Source organism: Spongiivirga citrea, from assembly GCF_010671565.1.
Classification (GTDB): domain Bacteria; phylum Bacteroidota; class Bacteroidia; order Flavobacteriales; family Flavobacteriaceae; genus Spongiivirga; species Spongiivirga citrea.
Genome location: NZ_JAABOQ010000005.1, coordinates 38,072 through 55,330, shown reverse-complemented (window position 1 = coordinate 55,330; position 17,259 = coordinate 38,072). Strand labels below are relative to the sequence as shown.

Sequence of the window (17,259 nt, the reverse complement as noted above, 5' to 3'; positions counted from 1 at the left end):
AGATCATGGCGAAGAAAACAGCAAAAAAATCCGATGGTTGGTTTAAAGGGAATTGGAAATACATCAAATGGTTTTGGATAACATTTGGAGTCGGTATTTTTACATTCTTAATGTTATTTGTACTTGCTTCTTGGGGTGCTTTTGGAGAAATGCCAACCTTTGAAGAACTTGAAAATCCAAAAACAAATCTTGCTACTGAAGTAATTTCGATAGATGGAAAAGTCATTGGTAAATATGCATATGAAAACAGAACACCGGTACTTTACAAGGATCTTCCCGAAAATCTGGTCAAAGCTTTAATTTCAACTGAGGATCAACGATATTATTCACATTCAGGTATTGACGCACGAGGTACACTTCGTGCAACTGCTTTTTTAGGAACTAGAGGTGGTGCAAGTACTATAACTCAGCAGTTATCAAAACTATTATTTACTGGCGAACGAAATAAAGGGTTTGCAGGTCGAGTCAAGCAAAAAATTAAGGAGTGGGTAATTTCTATCCGTCTCGAACGTCAATACACAAAGGAGGAGTTGATCGCAATGTACTTGAATAAAATGGATTTCTACTTTAATGCGGTTGGAATTCAATCAGCTTCCAATATCTATTTTCAAAAAGAACCAAAAGACCTATTACAAGAAGAATCGGCAGTTTTGGTTGCTATGTTAAAAAATCCGCGACAATATAATCCTGTAAGGGAAATATCGATGAAAAAGTCGCTTGGGCGTCGTAATCAAGTTTTTGTACAGATGTATGAAAACGGATATTTAACTGAAAAAGAAAAAGATTCTTTTCAAAAGATTCCAATGAAAACGAGTTTTTCACCTCAAAGTCATGATGAAGGTATGGCGACTTATTTTCGTCAATATTTAAGGGGTTTTGTTAGTAATTGGAGTAGAGATAACAAAAAACCAGATGGCTCATTTTACAATATCGATCGTGATGGTCTTAAAATCTACACTACCATCGATTCTAAAATGCAAGCCTATGCAGAGGAAGCGATGAAAGAGCACATGCCTCGTTTGCAAGCTGAGTTCTTCCATCAAAATACTCCAAAACGAAATCCGAAAGCTCCTTTTTACGATATAGAACAACCCGATATCAATCGGATAATGGAAGGTGCTATACAACGCTCTGAGCGCTGGAAAAAAATGAAAAAAGAAGGAATTGCTGAAAATGAAATCCGTGCTTCTTTTAAAAGAAAAACAGAAATGCGTGTCTTTTCCTGGAAAGGTGATATCGACACTGTAATGACTCCTTTAGATTCAATACGATATTATAAGCACTTTTTGCAAACAGGTGTCATGAGTATGCAGCCGCAAACTGGGCATGTAAAAGTTTGGGTTGGTGGTATCAACTTTAAGCATTTTAAGTATGACGCTGTAAAGCAACAAAAACGCCAGGTAGGTTCGACCTTTAAGCCATTTGTATATGCCACTGCGATCGATCAATTAAAATTATCACCTTGTCAAGAATATCCGAATGTACAAATCACTATTCCTGCCAACAAATATGGTAATCCTGAGCCTTGGACTCCCAAAAATGTAGGAGATAAATATGGCGATATGATGACGCTTACAAAAGGCTTAGCAACATCTACAAACACCATAACAGCAAAATTAATGGACATGGTTGGCCCAAGGCAAGTAGCAAATTTAGCGAGACGCTCAGGAATTAAAAGTGAAGTTCTTCCTGTTCCTTCAATAGCACTGGGAACACCAGATGTTAGCCTGTTTGAAATGGTAGGAGCCTATGGTATGTTTGCCAACGAAGGTATTTATGTAAAACCGGTTATGGTTACCAGAATTGAAGATAAATATGGTTCTGTTCTATATGAATTTACACCTGAAACAAGAGACGTATTGTCTCGAGAATCTGCTTACGCGACGGTCAGATTATTAGAAGGTGTAACAAAAGGAGGTTCAGGAGCTAGATTACGTCACTCATATAATAAAAATAGGGCTGATTACAAAGAGGTTGTTACTGGGTACCCATATCAGTTTGATAATCCTATTGCAGGAAAAACAGGGACGACTCAAAGCCATTCGGACGGGTGGTTTATGGGTATGGTTCCTAATTTAGTTACTGGGGTATGGGTTGGTGCCGAAGATCGAGCCGCACGTTTTGCAAGTATTAACTACGGACAAGGTGGCTCTATGGCATTACCAATATGGGCATTGTACATGAAAAAATGCTATGCTGATAAGGACCTTAATGTTTCTAAAGGTGAGTTTAAAAAGCCCGAGCGAATGAACATTAATCTAGATTGTACTAAAAAAGAAACTGATTCCATTCCTGTTCCTAAAGAAGTTAAAGAAGCCGAAGATTTATTTGGAAGACCATAATTTCTCAATCATACTAATGAAACTTTGAATTTAGGTATTTTATTATTTTGATCCTTCTTTGTAAGAAATAAAGACCTTCGTCACCCTGAATTTATTTCAGGGTCTCAGCAAAACACTCCAACTAGCTCGAGCAATGCGATGCTGAAACAAGTTCAGCATGACGAGCAATTAATAGTCTGGTCTAAAATCTTTATTCCACTTCTCCGTAGTTTTTAATAAAATCAACTTGCTTTTAGCCGCTTAAATCATTGGCTTTCGGCCTCATTTTTTGTATTTTTCAGCTACAAACAAATCAGATAATGATCAAGAAAACCGTAAGTGGTGTAGACGAGGCATTAAGAGGTGTTTCTAGCGGAATGACTATGATGTTAGGAGGCTTTGGACTCTGCGGAATCCCAGAAAATAGTATCGCAAAATTAGTAGCCTTAGGTGTAAAAGACCTTACTTGCATATCAAACAATGCGGGAGTTGATGATTTCGGACTAGGCTTACTACTTCAGCAAAAGCAAATTAAAAAAATGATCTCATCTTACGTAGGTGAAAACGATGAATTTGAACGCCAAATGCTTAGCGGTGAGTTGGATGTTGAACTAATACCACAAGGCACCTTGGCCGAACGTTGTAGAGCAGCACAAGGCGGTTTTCCTGCAATTTACACACCAGCAGGCTATGGCACAGAAGTGGCAGAAGGCAAAGAAACTCGGGAGTTTGATGGCAAGATGTATGTTTTAGAGCATGCTTTTAAAGCAGATTTTGCCTTTGTTAAAGCCTGGAAAGGTGATGAGGCCGGAAATCTCATTTTTAAGGGTACGGCACGTAATTTTAACCCTTGTATGTGCGGCGCTGCTAAAATAACAGTTGCTGAAGTCGAAGAACTTGTTCCTGCTGGGACATTAGACCCAAATCAGATTCATATTCCTGGAATATTTGTCCAGCGTATTTTTCAAGGACAGATATATGAAAAGAGAATTGAGCAACGAACCGTAAGACAAAGAAGTTAGTTATGTTGGATAAAAATGGAATTGCAAAACGCATTGCAAAAGAAGTAAAAGACGGTTACTATGTAAACTTAGGAATCGGAATACCAACATTAGTGGCTAATTTTGTGCGTGATGATATTGAAGTTGAATTTCAAAGCGAAAATGGCGTTTTAGGAATGGGACCTTTCCCATTTGAAGGAGAAGAAGATGCCGATATTATCAATGCCGGAAAACAAACAATAACTACTTTACCTGGAGCTTCTTTTTTTGACTCTGCAACTAGCTTTGGAATGATCCGAGGTCAACATGTTCATCTTACAATTCTCGGAGCTATGGAAGTCGCTGAAAATGGAGATATTGCGAACTGGAAAATTCCTGGAAAAATGGTAAAAGGTATGGGCGGGGCAATGGACTTAGTTGCATCCGCAGAAAATATTATTGTTGCCATGATGCATACTAATAAGCGTGGTGAATCAAAACTCCTAAAAAAATGTAGTTTACCCCTTACCGGAGTTGGATGTGTTAAGAAGGTAGTAAGCAATCTTGCGGTTTTAGAAGTAACTAAAAATGGTTTTAGACTATTAGAACGCGCACCTGGAGTATCAGTCGAAGAGATTAAAAAAGCAACAGAAGGAAATTTGATAGTTGAAGGAGATATTCCAGAGATGGCTATTGATTAGATATTCAGCCTTGTCAAAATCCAACATTGAGGATGTCAGGTTGAGTGTTTTCCGAGGCACGAAGGAAAATGTATCGAGACCCGGAGTTAGCACATTTAAATATTCATCTTCGGATGGTTCTCGATACATTTTTCTTCCTCATAGTTCAGCCGAAAAACACTCGAAGTGACATAGTTCTTTTGAATTAAAACTTTCTGCTTTTACACTTTTGGGCTAAAACAACCGCATCTGTCCATCTTTATGCTCCCTATGCAAATCGGTATTAAGTGCTGGCATTTTTCCATCTTTAAAATACTTCATTCTAGCCAGCTCCATCATACTATGTAATTGTTCAGCGATCCTTCCCTCTCCTGCTTTTCGCTTTCCAAATCGACTATCATTTAAAGTGCCTCCATGACATTCTTTAATTTGATTCAAGACCTTATCCGCCCGATCTGGCATCGTTTTTTGTATCCAGTCTGAGAAGATTTGCCCAATAGCTCCATTTAAATGCACAACCGTAAATGCAATCGATCTCGCACCATGATCCTTCGCAGCCTTAGCTAAATTTAATATCTCATGGCTATTAATTGATGGAATAATTGGAGCGATCATCACATTAACAGGAATCCCATTTTCCGATAAGGTTTTTACAGTTTGCAATCTTTTTTTGATAGTTGTTGTTCTTGGTTCTAAAATCCTTCTGGTTTCTTCTGAAAGTGATGTAATAGATACATTGACACCAATTAAATTATCTTTCTGCAACTCGCACAAAACATCAAGATCACGAAGTATTAACGCATTTTTGGTAATCATCCCAACAGGATGTTTATATTTTAAAAATACTTTAAGACAAGCTCTAGTTATTTTAAATTGCTGCTCTGCAGGCTGATAACAATCCGTATTTCCCGACATCACTATCGGATATGCTTTCCACTTTTTACGGCGTATTTTCTTTTCAAGTAGTTCTGGCGCATTCTTTTTGACAAGAATTCTTCTTTCAAAATCAAGTCCTGCACTATAACCCCAATATTCATGAGTATTTCTAGCATAACAATAAATACATCCATGCTCACAGCCTTGATAGGGGTTCATACTATACATCATTCCCACATCGGGACTTGTTACTTTATTAACGATCGTTTTTGGAAAAACTGGTAGATAACGTGAGTTGTTATTATCGACCTCCTCTTGATTGATTCGGCAATATTCTAAAAAATCATCACGGGTTTCGTACACATTTTCAAGAAATCTATTATGTACATTTTGTTGCGCACCTCGACCTTTGACCTTAGTGTCATTATTCATTTTAATAAAAACGGGGAATAGAGAAAATTAGCGGGGAATCTTCACCTCAAAAATAAGAAAATCGGATATTGAAAAATGTTAAATACACTTCTTTAGTTCTTAACAATTTTCGAAACTTTACTTTTTTAGCTAACTTCATCAAACTAATACCATCAACCAAAAATGAAAAGAAGAACTTTTATCAAAAATTCTGCAGCTGCAGGAGCGGCTTTCAGTATTATCCCTAGTTTTGTTTTAGGAAAAGGGCATGTTCCACCAAGCGACACTTTATACGTTGCAGGATTTGGAGCAGGCGGTCAAGGTCAAGGAGATCTTAGGCGTCTATATGAAACCAAAAAGGTAAAGTTCGTTTCATTTTGCGATGTTGATTTTGCCCGAGCAAAAGGAACCTTTGACGCACTGCCTGAAGTTGCAAAATACAAGGATTTTAGAAAGGTATATGATAAACATTTAAAAGATATTGATGCCATAGTAGTTGCTACACCAGATCATACGCATGCCACTATTGCTTTACCATTTATTCGGGAGAAAAAGCATGCTTATGTTGAAAAACCATTGACGCATAACATACGTGAAGCTCGAATGATGACTGAGGCGGCAAAAGCCAACGGTGTTGTAACTCAAATGGGAAATCAAGGAGCATCAAGTGATGGTAGTCGTCTTGCAAAAGAATGGATCGCTTCAGGAATTATAGGCAAAGTATATAAAGTAGATTGCTGGACCAATAGACCAGTATGGCCACAGGGTATTCCAACTCCTAAAGGGAAACATAAAATTCCTAAGACATTAGATTGGGATCTATGGTTAGGACCAGCTGCAAAAAGGGATTATAATCCAGCTTATTTGCCATTTAAATGGCGTGGCTGGTGGGATTTTGGAACAGGAGCATTAGGTGATATGGGATGTCATATTATGGAAACTCCATTTAGCGTTCTGGGTCTTGGCTACCCTACCGAAGCAGAGGCAAGTTGCACCACCAATTGGGTTGGAGATTTTCATGAAGCGGATTATGTAGCTTCTTGTCCATCGTCTTCAATTGTTAGATTGAAATTTGATCATGAGGAGCACGGAGAAATAGCATTAAACTGGTATGACGGTGGATTAATGCCCGACCTGCCGGACGAATTAAAGGATGGTGAGACTATAGGAAACTGGGATGGTGGATCCGTAATTTATGGTACTCGCGGTATTTTAGTGGCTGATACTTATTCTCAAAATTTAAGGCTTTTACCCTCTTCATTAAACAAAATTTTTAAAGCACCAGAACCAACCTTAGATCGTGTTGAAGGAGCTACTGGAGGACATCATGCCAATTTTGTAAATGCCTGTTTAACTGGAGGAAAAGCATCCTCAGATTTTTCTATTTCTGGACCACTTACAGAAGCTGTTCTAATGGGAAACTTGGCAATAAAAGCCTATCAATATAAAGTATTACAAGAAGGAAAAACACCGACACATTGGGCACCATATAATTATCCTGGTCGTAAAAAGATTATGTGGGATGGTATCAATATGAAAGTAACCAATTGGGATAAAGCCAACCAATGGGTAAATGGTGTTTATCGTAAAGGTTGGGAACTTACCTAAAATCCGTAAATCATTAATACGCTTATTTTCCTGGAAAATTGGCTTGGCGTTTTTCTAAGAATGCGGTCGTACCTTCCTTAAAATCCTCTGTACCAAAGCAAGCACCAAAGTTTTCAATTTCGGTTTCAAAGCCGTTTACACCATCTTTGTAGTTAGCATTTACTGCATTGATTGCTTTACCGATTGCGACACTGGAGTTTCGCATAATTTTGCCAGCTATTTTGTGGCATGTTGGAAGTAATTCTTCTTGAGTTGTAACATAATTTACTAATCCATATGAAAGCGCCTTTTCCGCGTTAATCATTCCTGCCGTCATTACCAATTCCATAGCTCGACCTTTCCCAATTAATTGTGGTAAACGCTGTGTACCACCGTATCCGGGAATAACACCTAAGGAAACTTCCGGAAGTCCCATTTTAGCATTGTCGCTAGCCAATCTAAAATGACAGGCCATTGCCAATTCCAGTCCACCACCAAGTGCAAAACCGTTGACCGCCGCGATTATGGGGGTTGACAAATTCTGAACAAAATCAAAAAGCAATTCCTGACCTTTGGCGGCTAATCTATCACCTTCATTCACTGAAAAGTGAGCGAATTCAGAAATATCGGCACCCGCAACAAAGGCCTTTTCTCCACTTCCAGTTAGAATAATCACCTTTACTTGGGAATCATTATTTGCGCTTTTAATTGCCTCATGAAGCTCTTCGATTGTGGCTTTATTTAAAGCATTTAACTTAGATGGTCTATTAATCGTTATGGTAGCAATACCATTTGAAATATCTATGAGAAGGTTTTGAAATGACATAATTGATTGTTTTGATTTTGTAAAAATACAGTTATTCGTATAGAATTAATCAGAAGAAAAAGCGATTTTGGTAAAGTAACAAATTCCAATAATTCAAATTCCAAATTCCAAAAAATCATATGTTGGAATTTGGGATTTAAGACATTGGGATTTCACAAAGTCATTCGACTAATCATAAGACCAATTTTTCCAACCTAATATCCTATTTTTGTGGCTTCATAAAACGTATTATGTCCGCATCAAAACAACGCTATACAATTACAGCCGCACTACCCTACACCAATGGCCCAATTCATATTGGTCATTTGGCAGGTGTATATGTGCCAGCTGATATTTATTCAAGATTTCTTCGCTTAACAAACAACGATGTATTGTTCGTTTGTGGTAGCGATGAACATGGCGTTGCAATACCGATGAAAGCCAAGAAAGAAGGTGTTTCTCCTCAAGAAGTAATTGACAAATACCATGGTATCATCAAACAGTCATTTAACGATTTCGGAATTGCATTTGATAATTATTCAAGGACTTCCGCTAAAGTACATCACGAAACCGCATCAGAATTTTTTAAGACGCTGTACGACAAAGGTGATTTTATCGAAGAAGTGACTGAACAGTTGTACGATGCCGAAGCAGATCAGTTTTTAGCGGATCGTTTTGTAACTGGAATCTGTCCTAACTGTGGAAATGAAGAAGCTTACGGTGACCAATGTGAAAATTGCGGTAGCTCACTAAATGCAACTGACTTAATCAATCCTAAATCTACCGTTTCAGGGGCAGAACCAACTTTAAAACAAACGAAGCATTGGTTTTTACCATTGGACCGCTACACTGATTTTTTAACGGAGTGGATTATAAAAGGGCACAAAAAAGATTGGAAAACCAACGTATACGGTCAATGCAAATCTTGGATCGATGACGGATTAAAACCCCGTGCCGTAACCCGCGATCTTGATTGGGGAATTCCCGTTCCTGTTAAGGGAGGAGAAGGCAAAGTATTGTACGTTTGGTTTGATGCTCCTATTGGCTATATCTCATCAACAAAAGAATGGGCTGCACGTGAAGGTAAAGATTGGGAGCCGTATTGGAAAGATAAAGACACCAAATTAGTCCACTTTATCGGTAAGGATAATATCGTTTTTCATTGTATTATTTTTCCATCAATGTTAAAGGCAGAAGGAAGCTATATTCTTCCTGAAAATGTACCCGCTAATGAGTTTTTGAATTTAGAAGGTAACAAACTTTCTACCTCAAAAAACTGGGCCGTTTGGTTGCATGAATATTTAGAAGAATTTCCAGACAAACAGGATGTACTTCGCTATACTTTAACAGCAAATGCCCCTGAAAATAAGGATAATGATTTCACTTGGAAGGATTTTCAAGCGAGAAACAATAATGAGCTAGTTGCCATTTTTGGTAATTTCATCAATAGAGTTACCGTACTTACTCATAAATATTATCAAGGTGAAGTACCAACACCTGCTGCTTTTAGTGAAATAGATGAGCAAACATTAGCTCAGCTAAAGGCATTTCCTAAAATCATCGCTAGCTCTATCGAAAAATACCGATTTAGAGAAGGGAGTCAAGAATTAATGAATCTTGCTAGATTAGGAAATAAATATCTGGCAGATGAAGAGCCTTGGAAAACCATTAAAACGGATGAAGAGCGAACCAAAACAGTAATGTTTGTTGCACTTCAAATTGCCGCGGGATTAGCTGTATTAAGTGAACCATTTTTACCGTTTACATCGGCTAAGCTTAAGGGTATTCTCAATGTCAGTTCGAGTGATTCGACGCAGGAGAATCGTATCGAGAACTCTTGGGACGATGTTTCATCAAAAGAAATCCTAATCCCATCAGGTCACAACATCAACAAAAGCGAACTACTATTCAGCAAAATAGAAGACAAAGAAATACAAGCACAATTAGATAAATTGGAAGCAACCAAAAAAGCAAACGAAGCAGAAAACAAAACTGCAGAGCCGCAAAAAGAGACCATCGCTTTTGATGATTTTACCAAACTTGATATGAGAGTAGGAACCATCATCGAAGCGGAAAAAATGGCAAAAGCTAAGAAGTTATTAGTTTTAAAAGTTGATACGGGTATTGATACACGCACTATCGTTTCGGGTATTGCCGAGAGCTTCAAACCTGAAGACATTGTTGGTAAACAAGTCACTGTTTTAGTCAACTTGGCACCAAGAGCACTTCGTGGTGTCGAGAGCGAAGGCATGATTTTAATGACTGAAAATGCTGAAGGTAGATTAGTATTTGTAAATCCTGATGAGGCTGGTGTACAGAATGGGGAAGGGATAAGTTAACAGTTGGCAGTTGGCAGTTGGCAGTTGGCAGTTGGCAGTTGGCAGTTGGCAGTTGGCAGTTGGCAAAACAACTTAAACTTTCACACAAATCATATAACAATCGAACTTCTTTCCTATAAACCTTAGTAAATGGGGGCACTATACTGCATACTGCCGACTGAACACTGAAGACTGAAATGACCTTAACCCAATACATAACTACCCACACTCAACTCCCTCAAAAAGGGATTGAAAACACTATTCAGCTGCTAAATGAGGACTGCACAATCCCATTTATTTCTCGATACCGTAAGGAAAGAACAGGAAATCTGGACGAAGTACAAATAGGGGAAATCGTCAAGTTTAAAACACAGTTCGAAGCCTTAGAAAAGCGAAAAAATGCCATTACCAAAGCGCTGGAAGAACAAGAAGTTTTGACGGCTGAACTGAAACAAAAAATTGATTCCTGTTCTGACCTTATCGCTTTAGAAGATTTGTATCTGCCGTACAAGAAAAAGCGAAAAACCAAAGCAGAGACTGCCATTAAAAATGGACTCGAGCCTTTGGCGAAGATCATCATGAGTCAAAGGAGCGATGCTATTGAACATATTGCTTCTAAGTATCTGAATGATACAGTCCAAAATGAAGATGAAGCCTTGGAAGGCGCTCGACATATTATTGCGGAATGGATTAACGAACGGACAGATATCCGAAACAACATCAGGTATCAGTTAGACAATTACGCCATCATCACTACCAAGGTAGTTTCCACTAAAAAAGATGATGAAAAAGCTCAGAAATTCCGAGATTATTTTAATTGGAGTGAGTCGCTAAAGCGATGTCCATCTCATCGATTGTTGGCTATCTTAAGAGCAGAGAGCGAAGGCTTTATTCGCGTTAAAATTGAGATTGATCACGATCGGGCACTTGCAAAAATCGATGATCGCATCATCCGATCGAACAATGAATGTGCCGATCAAATTGAATTGGCAATCAAAGATTCGTACAAGCGATTGCTTTTTCCGGCACTATCAAACGAGCGACTAAAAAAAGCCAAAGAGGAAGCTGACGATGATGCGATTAAGGTATTCTCTAAAAACCTAAAACAATTATTACTAGGTGCACCTTTAGGTGAAAAACGCATTTTGGCAATCGATCCCGGTTTTAGAACAGGTTGTAAAATAGTTTGTTTAAATGCGCAAGGTGAGTTAAAACATAACGAGACTATTTATCCGCATGCACCGCAAAACAAGGATAAGGAAGCTATTAAAAAAATAAGCTCACTAGCTGATGCACATAAGATTGAAGCCATCGCCATTGGAAATGGGACGGCATCTAGAGAAACCGAACGACTTGTAAAGCGGATTGCATTTAAAAATACTGTTGAAGTTTTTGTCGTAAGCGAAGCAGGTGCTTCTATTTATTCTGCTTCTAAGATCGCAAGAGATGAGTTTCCCAATTATGATGTTACGGTTCGAGGAGCGGTTTCTATCGGAAGGCGATTAGCAGATCCATTAGCGGAGTTGGTAAAAATCGATGCAAAGTCGATTGGTGTTGGGCAATATCAGCATGATGTAGATCAAACTAAGTTGAAAAATTCGCTTGACACAGTAGTAGAAAGTTGTGTGAATACAGTTGGTGTCAATATCAATACTGCAAGCGCTTCATTGCTTAGTTATGTGTCTGGAATCGGTTCAAAACTAGCCGAAAATATTGTTGATTACAGGAATGAAAATGGCGGTTTTGGTAGTAGAACCGACATAAAAAAAGTACCGCGTTTAGGTGGAAAAGCCTTTGAGCAAGGCGCTGCATTTTTGCGAATCAAACAGGCTAAAAATCCCCTTGATGATTCCGCTGTACATCCAGAAAGTTATAGTATTGTCAGGCAAATGGCGAAAGATGTCAATACTCCAATATCCGATCTTATTGGAAATAGTGCTGTTTTAAAAGAGATTGATTTAAACTCTTATTGCACTGAAAATGTCGGCCTACCGACGCTTCAAGACATTGTAAAAGAGCTAGAAAAACCTGGCTTAGACATTCGAGAAAAAGCAAAGATGTTCACCTTTGATCAAAATGTGCGGAGTATTACTGATTTGAGGGAAGGGCAATTATTACCTGGCATCGTCAACAACATTACCAACTTTGGTTGCTTTGTTGATATTGGTATTAAAGAAAGTGGCCTCATTCATATTTCTAATTTATCGGACTCCTTCGTAAAAGATGTGAATGAACATGTGCATCTGCATCAACAGCTTATTGTAAAGGTCTTGCAAGTTGATATTGCTAGAAAACGGATTCAGTTATCGCTGCATAAAAAGATCTAATTTTATAGAATTTATTTTATATTTAGGCCTATACTTTCTTATGAAAAACTACTTTTTTGTGTTGGCACTTTTTCTTTCCATTGGAATAAAAGCGCAGAAAGAACTTTTGAATTTTCCCGCAACACTTTCTGGATCAATAGACACTTATTCTTTAATCGATGACGCTAACGCAACCCATCTATTCTTCATGAATACTGGAGGAATACTACATAGTAAAATTGATTCCACATATACATCAAGTAAAAAGAAATTTTATTCATCAATGGACTTTTCAACAGAAGGAAAATCAATAGTTGGACATTCAACAAATAGTAATGGTGATGTAATCTTATATTTTGCCAATGATATTAGAAAAAGATATTACCTATTTATTCTTACCAAAAAAGGTGAATTCAGTGTAAAACCCATAAACTTAAAATTAAAAGGCGAATCTTTTGTTCAAGCATTTATGTTAAATGGAAAGCTGCGTGTTTTAGCGGCAATGAAAAAACAGTCTTTCCTGAAATTGTACAGTTTTAATGAGGAAAATTTAACTGATCAGTTGTTTGACTTTAGCTATACCGGTTTTATTACACAATCGAGAAGGTCAGTAAAGTTATCCGAGCTGCTAAGTACAAGAATATCCTATGATTTCAATGAAGATTTAACAGGATTCATTAATTATGGAACGCCTTATTCTCTAGAGACAACTAATGCTAGAAATAAATTGTATGTGCATGAAAACAATCTTATTATCGGCTTAGATCATCGACCACAAGTAACACGACTACTTTATTTAAATATAGAAACAGGTAAAACCTCAACAAAAAACATTACCACTGAAAAGACGGTATTTGGTGAGGAAAAACCAACTTCATTTAGATCAAACTCTTTTGTTCTAGACAAAAATTTATATCGCCTTGTGGTAAATAAGAACAAACTGCATTTTAATATTATCGATTTAGATACAGAGAAATCAATCAAATCAATTGACATTAATAAGGGTGATAAAATCAATTTTTCTAACTCGGCTATTACCCAAGATGGAACTATTTTTGGTGGGAATCGTACGTTAGAAACGACGAAACAATTCTTACGAAAAATTGCTTCTTCTCAATTAGGTGTATCGGCATACAAAAACAAAAATGCAATAGAAGTTACAATGGGTGGAATACAAAAGTTGAATTTTGGCGGTTCCGGTTTTGTTGCCAATAATTTTTTCGCATCTCCCACAAATATTTCCGGGTTTTTTAGTTCTTATTCCGTCACAAAGTCAATATTTATTAAAGCGTTATTTGATGATGAAGACTTTAAAGCTTTTCAGGATGCTAATTGGGAGAATTATTTTGATAGAATCACAGACTTTTCATCAAAAAGAAAAACCCACTATGAAACATTACATGAAAATAATGACGCATTAATATACGGCTACTACGAAAAGAAGAGCAAATCTTTTTCGTTAGTTGAATTCAAAATAGACTAATACAATCTAAAATACTCTTCAACATCATTTTCTATGAAACACTTTTTACTAGTCATACTGTGCATATTTTCATTTCATCAAATTACCTGTCAGGATAAGGTAACTGACACACCTATAAAATTATCAAATAGTGCGAAATCGTACGACTTTGTTGATAAAGATGGAAATATTCATTTTTTCTTCATTGACAGACCCAACATGCATCATCTTAAATATGATTCTGATCTCAACCTATTATTCCAAAGAAAATACGGGGCTGACATTGAAGGCAGGTTAGGTTTTATAACAAGTCAATTTGATATATACGGGTTTACAATTGATGATGATGAAAATATTAATCTGTATTTGACTAATTTGAAGAAAGCCAAATTCTTAAACTTCAAAATAAACAAGAAAGGAAATTTTATTTCTAAGCTCTTTAAATTGAAGTTTAAAAAAGAAGATTATGTAACTCAATTCAATTATGATAACCATTATTATTACATCACATCTTCTAAAAATTCATCTTTACTAAATATTTACGATTTTCATGGCGATAATTTTGTAAGAAAAGTGTTGAGCTTTGAAAAATATCCTTTTCTCAATGCTAAAGACAAAAGGGTTACACTTAATGATGTTTTAATTCCAGACCATGATAAAGAAGTCATAACTATCATTAAAAACGACCTTCCTAATTCAATTGAAACCGCATCAAATAAATTCAAAATATACCAAAATAAAAATAATATTGAGTTGACATTAGATCATAGAAACTCAGTAACCAGAATTTTGAAATTTAATTTGAATAACGAAAATGTTAGCATCGAAAACTTCGATCAACCTAGGTTTAAAATGGGAAATCCTATCTACTTAAAATCAAATTCTTTCATTCAGGACAATAGGTTATATCAAATAATTATTTCTGAAAAAAATATTGTTGTTACCATTACTGATAGGGAAAGTAAAAAACAATTAAAACAATTTGAAGCTTCTTTAAAGGATAATTTAGAATTTGCTAGTTCGCCAATTATTGTTGAAGGAGGCCGATTTGAAGATTATCGAGAACTCTCGAAAACCAAACAGTTTTTGAACAAAGTAGCTACTTCGTCTCCTGGAATTACTGCATACCAGAATGATAATCAACTTCAATTAAATATTGGTGTAGCAAAAACTATAGCTGGAGGGCTTCCTATGATAGGAATCCCCGGAATGTCAGTTGGAAACATTGGGTCTGTAAATTTCACCGTTACGGCCTATTCGGCATACACATCAACCAGATCTACCTATGTGAATTCTATACTCAACCCCGAAAACTTCAAGAAAATTGATGAAGAGTTGAAAACAAACATATTTGATTTAGTGTCTGATCATATGGAAGAATTGAAGCTTAAATTCAAGACAATTGTTGAACTAGATACAATGTTCGTTGTAGCAGGTTATGACAAGAAAAATAAGGCCTACTCATTAATTAAATTTGAAGAGCAATAGTTTAAATTCATTCTAAAAAATAATCAAGCCTCTTTGCCTAACTTTACATAATTAATACAAGAGTTATGTTATCAAAAAAATTAGAAAAAGCGCTAAATAATCAAATACGGATTGAAGCTGAGTCTTCACAGGTTTACTTATCAATGGCATGTTGGGCAGAAGTCCAAGGACTTGAAGGTGTTGCTGGTTTTATGTATGAGCACTCTGACGAAGAACGTATGCACATGCTTAAATTGGTAAAATATGTAAACGAACGCGGCGGGCATGCAACAGTTTCAGAATTAAGTGCGCCTAAAAAGGATTTTGGCACCTTTCAAAAAATGTTTCAAGAGTTATACGACCATGAAATATTTGTGTCAAATAGTATCAATGAGCTAGTTCATATTACATTGGAAGAGAAGGACTATGCCACGCACAACTTTTTACAGTGGTATGTAGCAGAACAGATTGAAGAAGAAGCCTTGGCAAGAACTGTTTTAGATAAAATCAACCTTATTGGTAATGATAAAGGTGGATTGTATTTATTTGATCGTGATGTGCAACTAATCAACGTTGAAAGTGCAGCTTCCGATACGGGAGAGGCTTAGTCACAGTATTTTAACACTTTAAGCTTATTTAGATTAATTTAAAATAGTTACATTTGCCGCGGAATTATTTTTCGGCATGGGTAAAAAGTCTAAAAAGAAAGCTGACATCAAGCAGATTAAGGTGCACAAAAAGTGTAAAACCAAATGCTGTAGTAAGTATAAAAAAGGTGAAAACAAACGTTGTAAGCGTTGCCCAATGTTCGATCTTTTGAAGAAGGCAGCTTAGTCTTTTGTTTTGTTTCCGTCTCCCTAAATCAACTCATTTTTACAAACCCCTTCTTAAATATCTGTTTTACAGCAGACTATCCGCACTTGTAAGACATTTATTACTGGGGTTGCTTACTTTTCTTATTTTAAAAGAGTTAAATAATCACTGCAAATCCAATAAGTTTTTCGGAAACCAGTTTGAGATATGCTCAGGTATTGTACCTGTCACTTTATTTCTCAAAAGGTTTAGATAATGGAAAAGAATATGGCACTTCTGAATCAAATCAGTAGTCTGTGTTATTGGTTTCAGACTAATACCGCATTGGTAAGTACACTAAAGTTAGATTCGGGTTCAGATAGTTATTATGTAAGTATCAAAAAGGGAGAAACGACGCTATATTCACATAAAATCGAATCATTTAGTAAAAAAGCGCAAACAATAATATCGTTTGAGTTAATTACCATTGTTAAAAACCTCATTAATATCAAGGAACATTACTCTATAAATTGATCGTTTATAACTGGTTTAATACTTAATAGCCCGAAAGTATTTGTCAATGTAATGCTGCTTACTTTTGGATTTGTATTGCATTACATATCTAGGATGCTCCAGAGGAATCACTTCTTTAAAAAATCTATGTTTCTTATTAAAGTCATTTAAAAACTTAAAGTTCTTTCCAGTTCCTAAACAGAAAACCTGATCACGATCTATTCCGAAATCGAGTTGTTTTTTAAGGGATTTTAGAATGAACGGAGTAACAATCTGACTGAGTTTCGCACTATCATAGTAATTGTAGTTTTTAATGCGTCCTTTATCATCCTCAATGACAAAACCAAGTGGGCATACTGAAGAAATATATACCTCATCATAAAACTTTTCAGGTCCGCCAAAAGCTTCGATCACTTCATAAATAAATACTGATGATGGCTCATGCAGTTGAATATCAGTTTGAATTTCACAAACATCACGAAGTCGCTTTGGGTCGGTAAACGGAATTCCTGTGGCACCTGCTCCTAACCTTCCTGGATTAATTCCTAAAATAAGTTTTCGCTGATTAACATCAGCATAATATTTCTGATAAAACTGCTCAACCAATTGCATCACCTTTTCGCCCTGAAATGGATTCAGAATCTTGATTCCCTTTGGGAGTTTCTTATTGAAATCAAGTTCTTTTAGGAAGCTTAATATTTGATCGGAGAAAGTCATATGCTAATACAAACCTACAAGCCC

At 36.5% G+C, this 17,259-nt stretch carries 12 protein-coding genes; 9 read left to right on the top strand and 3 right to left on the bottom strand.

Annotated elements, in window-relative coordinates:
• Positions 1-5 precede the first annotated feature (5 nt).
• The 3 genes from GWK10_RS12205 to GWK10_RS12195 all read left to right on the top strand — a co-directional run bounded on the left by GWK10_RS12205 (position 6) and on the right by GWK10_RS12195 (position 4,002).
• Complete coding sequence (locus GWK10_RS12205; RefSeq protein WP_164032667.1) at positions 6-2,342, top strand: transglycosylase domain-containing protein; 2,337 nt, start codon at positions 6-8, stop codon at positions 2,340-2,342.
• 299 nt (positions 2,343-2,641) lie between these two features.
• The gene (locus tag GWK10_RS12200) at positions 2,642-3,343 is read left to right on the top strand and encodes a CoA transferase subunit A (RefSeq protein WP_164032666.1); all 702 of its coding nucleotides are present in this window, start codon (positions 2,642-2,644) and stop codon (positions 3,341-3,343) included.
• 2 nt (positions 3,344-3,345) lie between these two features.
• Positions 3,346-4,002, top strand: coding sequence for a 3-oxoacid CoA-transferase subunit B (locus tag GWK10_RS12195; RefSeq protein WP_164032665.1), 657 nt, complete (start codon positions 3,346-3,348; stop codon positions 4,000-4,002).
• 213 nt (positions 4,003-4,215) lie between these two features.
• On the opposite strand, the gene GWK10_RS12190 is transcribed toward GWK10_RS12195, so the two are convergent.
• Positions 4,216-5,289, bottom strand: coding sequence for a PA0069 family radical SAM protein (locus GWK10_RS12190; RefSeq protein ID WP_164032664.1), 1,074 nt, complete (start codon positions 5,287-5,289; stop codon positions 4,216-4,218).
• A 162-nt stretch (positions 5,290-5,451) separates the two neighbouring features.
• On the opposite strand from GWK10_RS12190, the gene GWK10_RS12185 reads away from it, so the two are divergent.
• A complete protein-coding gene (locus tag GWK10_RS12185; protein ID WP_164032663.1) occupies positions 5,452-6,876 on the top strand; it encodes a Gfo/Idh/MocA family protein in 1,425 nt (474 codons plus the stop codon).
• Between the two features lie 22 nt (positions 6,877-6,898).
• On the opposite strand, the gene GWK10_RS12180 is transcribed toward GWK10_RS12185, so the two are convergent.
• Positions 6,899-7,681: an enoyl-CoA hydratase/isomerase family protein gene (locus GWK10_RS12180; protein ID WP_164032662.1), complete on the bottom strand. Its 783-nt coding sequence runs from the start codon at positions 7,679-7,681 to the stop codon at positions 6,899-6,901.
• 230 nt (positions 7,682-7,911) lie between these two features.
• Here GWK10_RS12180 and metG point away from each other — a divergent pair, with 230 nt between their 5' ends.
• From metG to GWK10_RS12155, 5 genes are all read left to right on the top strand, one after another.
• On the top strand, positions 7,912-9,999 hold the full coding sequence (gene metG / locus GWK10_RS12175; protein WP_164032661.1) for a methionine--tRNA ligase: 2,088 nt from the start codon (positions 7,912-7,914) through the stop codon (positions 9,997-9,999).
• 176 nt (positions 10,000-10,175) lie between these two features.
• A complete protein-coding gene (locus tag GWK10_RS12170) occupies positions 10,176-12,305 on the top strand; it encodes a Tex family protein (RefSeq protein ID WP_164032660.1) in 2,130 nt (709 codons plus the stop codon).
• Between the two features lie 40 nt (positions 12,306-12,345).
• Positions 12,346-13,767 (top strand): hypothetical protein, encoded by a 1,422-nt coding sequence (locus GWK10_RS12165; RefSeq protein WP_164032659.1) that lies wholly within the window; start codon positions 12,346-12,348, stop codon positions 13,765-13,767.
• A gap of 33 nt (positions 13,768-13,800) precedes the next feature.
• The gene (locus GWK10_RS12160) at positions 13,801-15,234 is read left to right on the top strand and encodes a hypothetical protein (RefSeq protein ID WP_164032658.1); all 1,434 of its coding nucleotides are present in this window, start codon (positions 13,801-13,803) and stop codon (positions 15,232-15,234) included.
• Between the two features lie 65 nt (positions 15,235-15,299).
• Positions 15,300-15,821, top strand: coding sequence for a ferritin (locus tag GWK10_RS12155; protein ID WP_164032657.1), 522 nt, complete (start codon positions 15,300-15,302; stop codon positions 15,819-15,821).
• Between the two features lie 733 nt (positions 15,822-16,554).
• Here GWK10_RS12155 and GWK10_RS12145 read toward each other — a convergent pair.
• Entirely contained in the window at positions 16,555-17,235 is a 681-nt protein-coding gene (locus GWK10_RS12145; protein ID WP_164032655.1) for a uracil-DNA glycosylase family protein, read from the bottom strand.
• Between the last annotated feature and the right edge of the window lie 24 nt (positions 17,236-17,259).

Excerpts from the sequence above, each read along its gene's own strand:
- GWK10_RS12205 (WP_164032667.1), top strand. The coding sequence starts at position 6 with ATGGCGAAGAAAACAGCAAAAAAATCCGATGGTTGGTTTAAAGGGAAT.
- GWK10_RS12200 (WP_164032666.1), top strand. The coding sequence starts at position 2,642 with ATGATCAAGAAAACCGTAAGTGGTGTAGACGAGGCATTAAGAGGTGTT.
- GWK10_RS12195 (WP_164032665.1), top strand. The coding sequence starts at position 3,346 with ATGTTGGATAAAAATGGAATTGCAAAACGCATTGCAAAAGAAGTAAAA.
- GWK10_RS12190 (WP_164032664.1), bottom strand. The coding sequence starts at position 5,289 with ATGAATAATGACACTAAGGTCAAAGGTCGAGGTGCGCAACAAAATGTA.
- GWK10_RS12185 (WP_164032663.1), top strand. The coding sequence starts at position 5,452 with ATGAAAAGAAGAACTTTTATCAAAAATTCTGCAGCTGCAGGAGCGGCT.
- GWK10_RS12180 (WP_164032662.1), bottom strand. The coding sequence starts at position 7,681 with ATGTCATTTCAAAACCTTCTCATAGATATTTCAAATGGTATTGCTACC.
- metG (WP_164032661.1), top strand. The coding sequence starts at position 7,912 with ATGTCCGCATCAAAACAACGCTATACAATTACAGCCGCACTACCCTAC.
- GWK10_RS12170 (WP_164032660.1), top strand. The coding sequence starts at position 10,176 with ATGACCTTAACCCAATACATAACTACCCACACTCAACTCCCTCAAAAA.
- GWK10_RS12165 (WP_164032659.1), top strand. The coding sequence starts at position 12,346 with ATGAAAAACTACTTTTTTGTGTTGGCACTTTTTCTTTCCATTGGAATA.
- GWK10_RS12160 (WP_164032658.1), top strand. The coding sequence starts at position 13,801 with ATGAAACACTTTTTACTAGTCATACTGTGCATATTTTCATTTCATCAA.
- GWK10_RS12155 (WP_164032657.1), top strand. The coding sequence starts at position 15,300 with ATGTTATCAAAAAAATTAGAAAAAGCGCTAAATAATCAAATACGGATT.
- GWK10_RS12145 (WP_164032655.1), bottom strand. The coding sequence starts at position 17,235 with ATGACTTTCTCCGATCAAATATTAAGCTTCCTAAAAGAACTTGATTTC.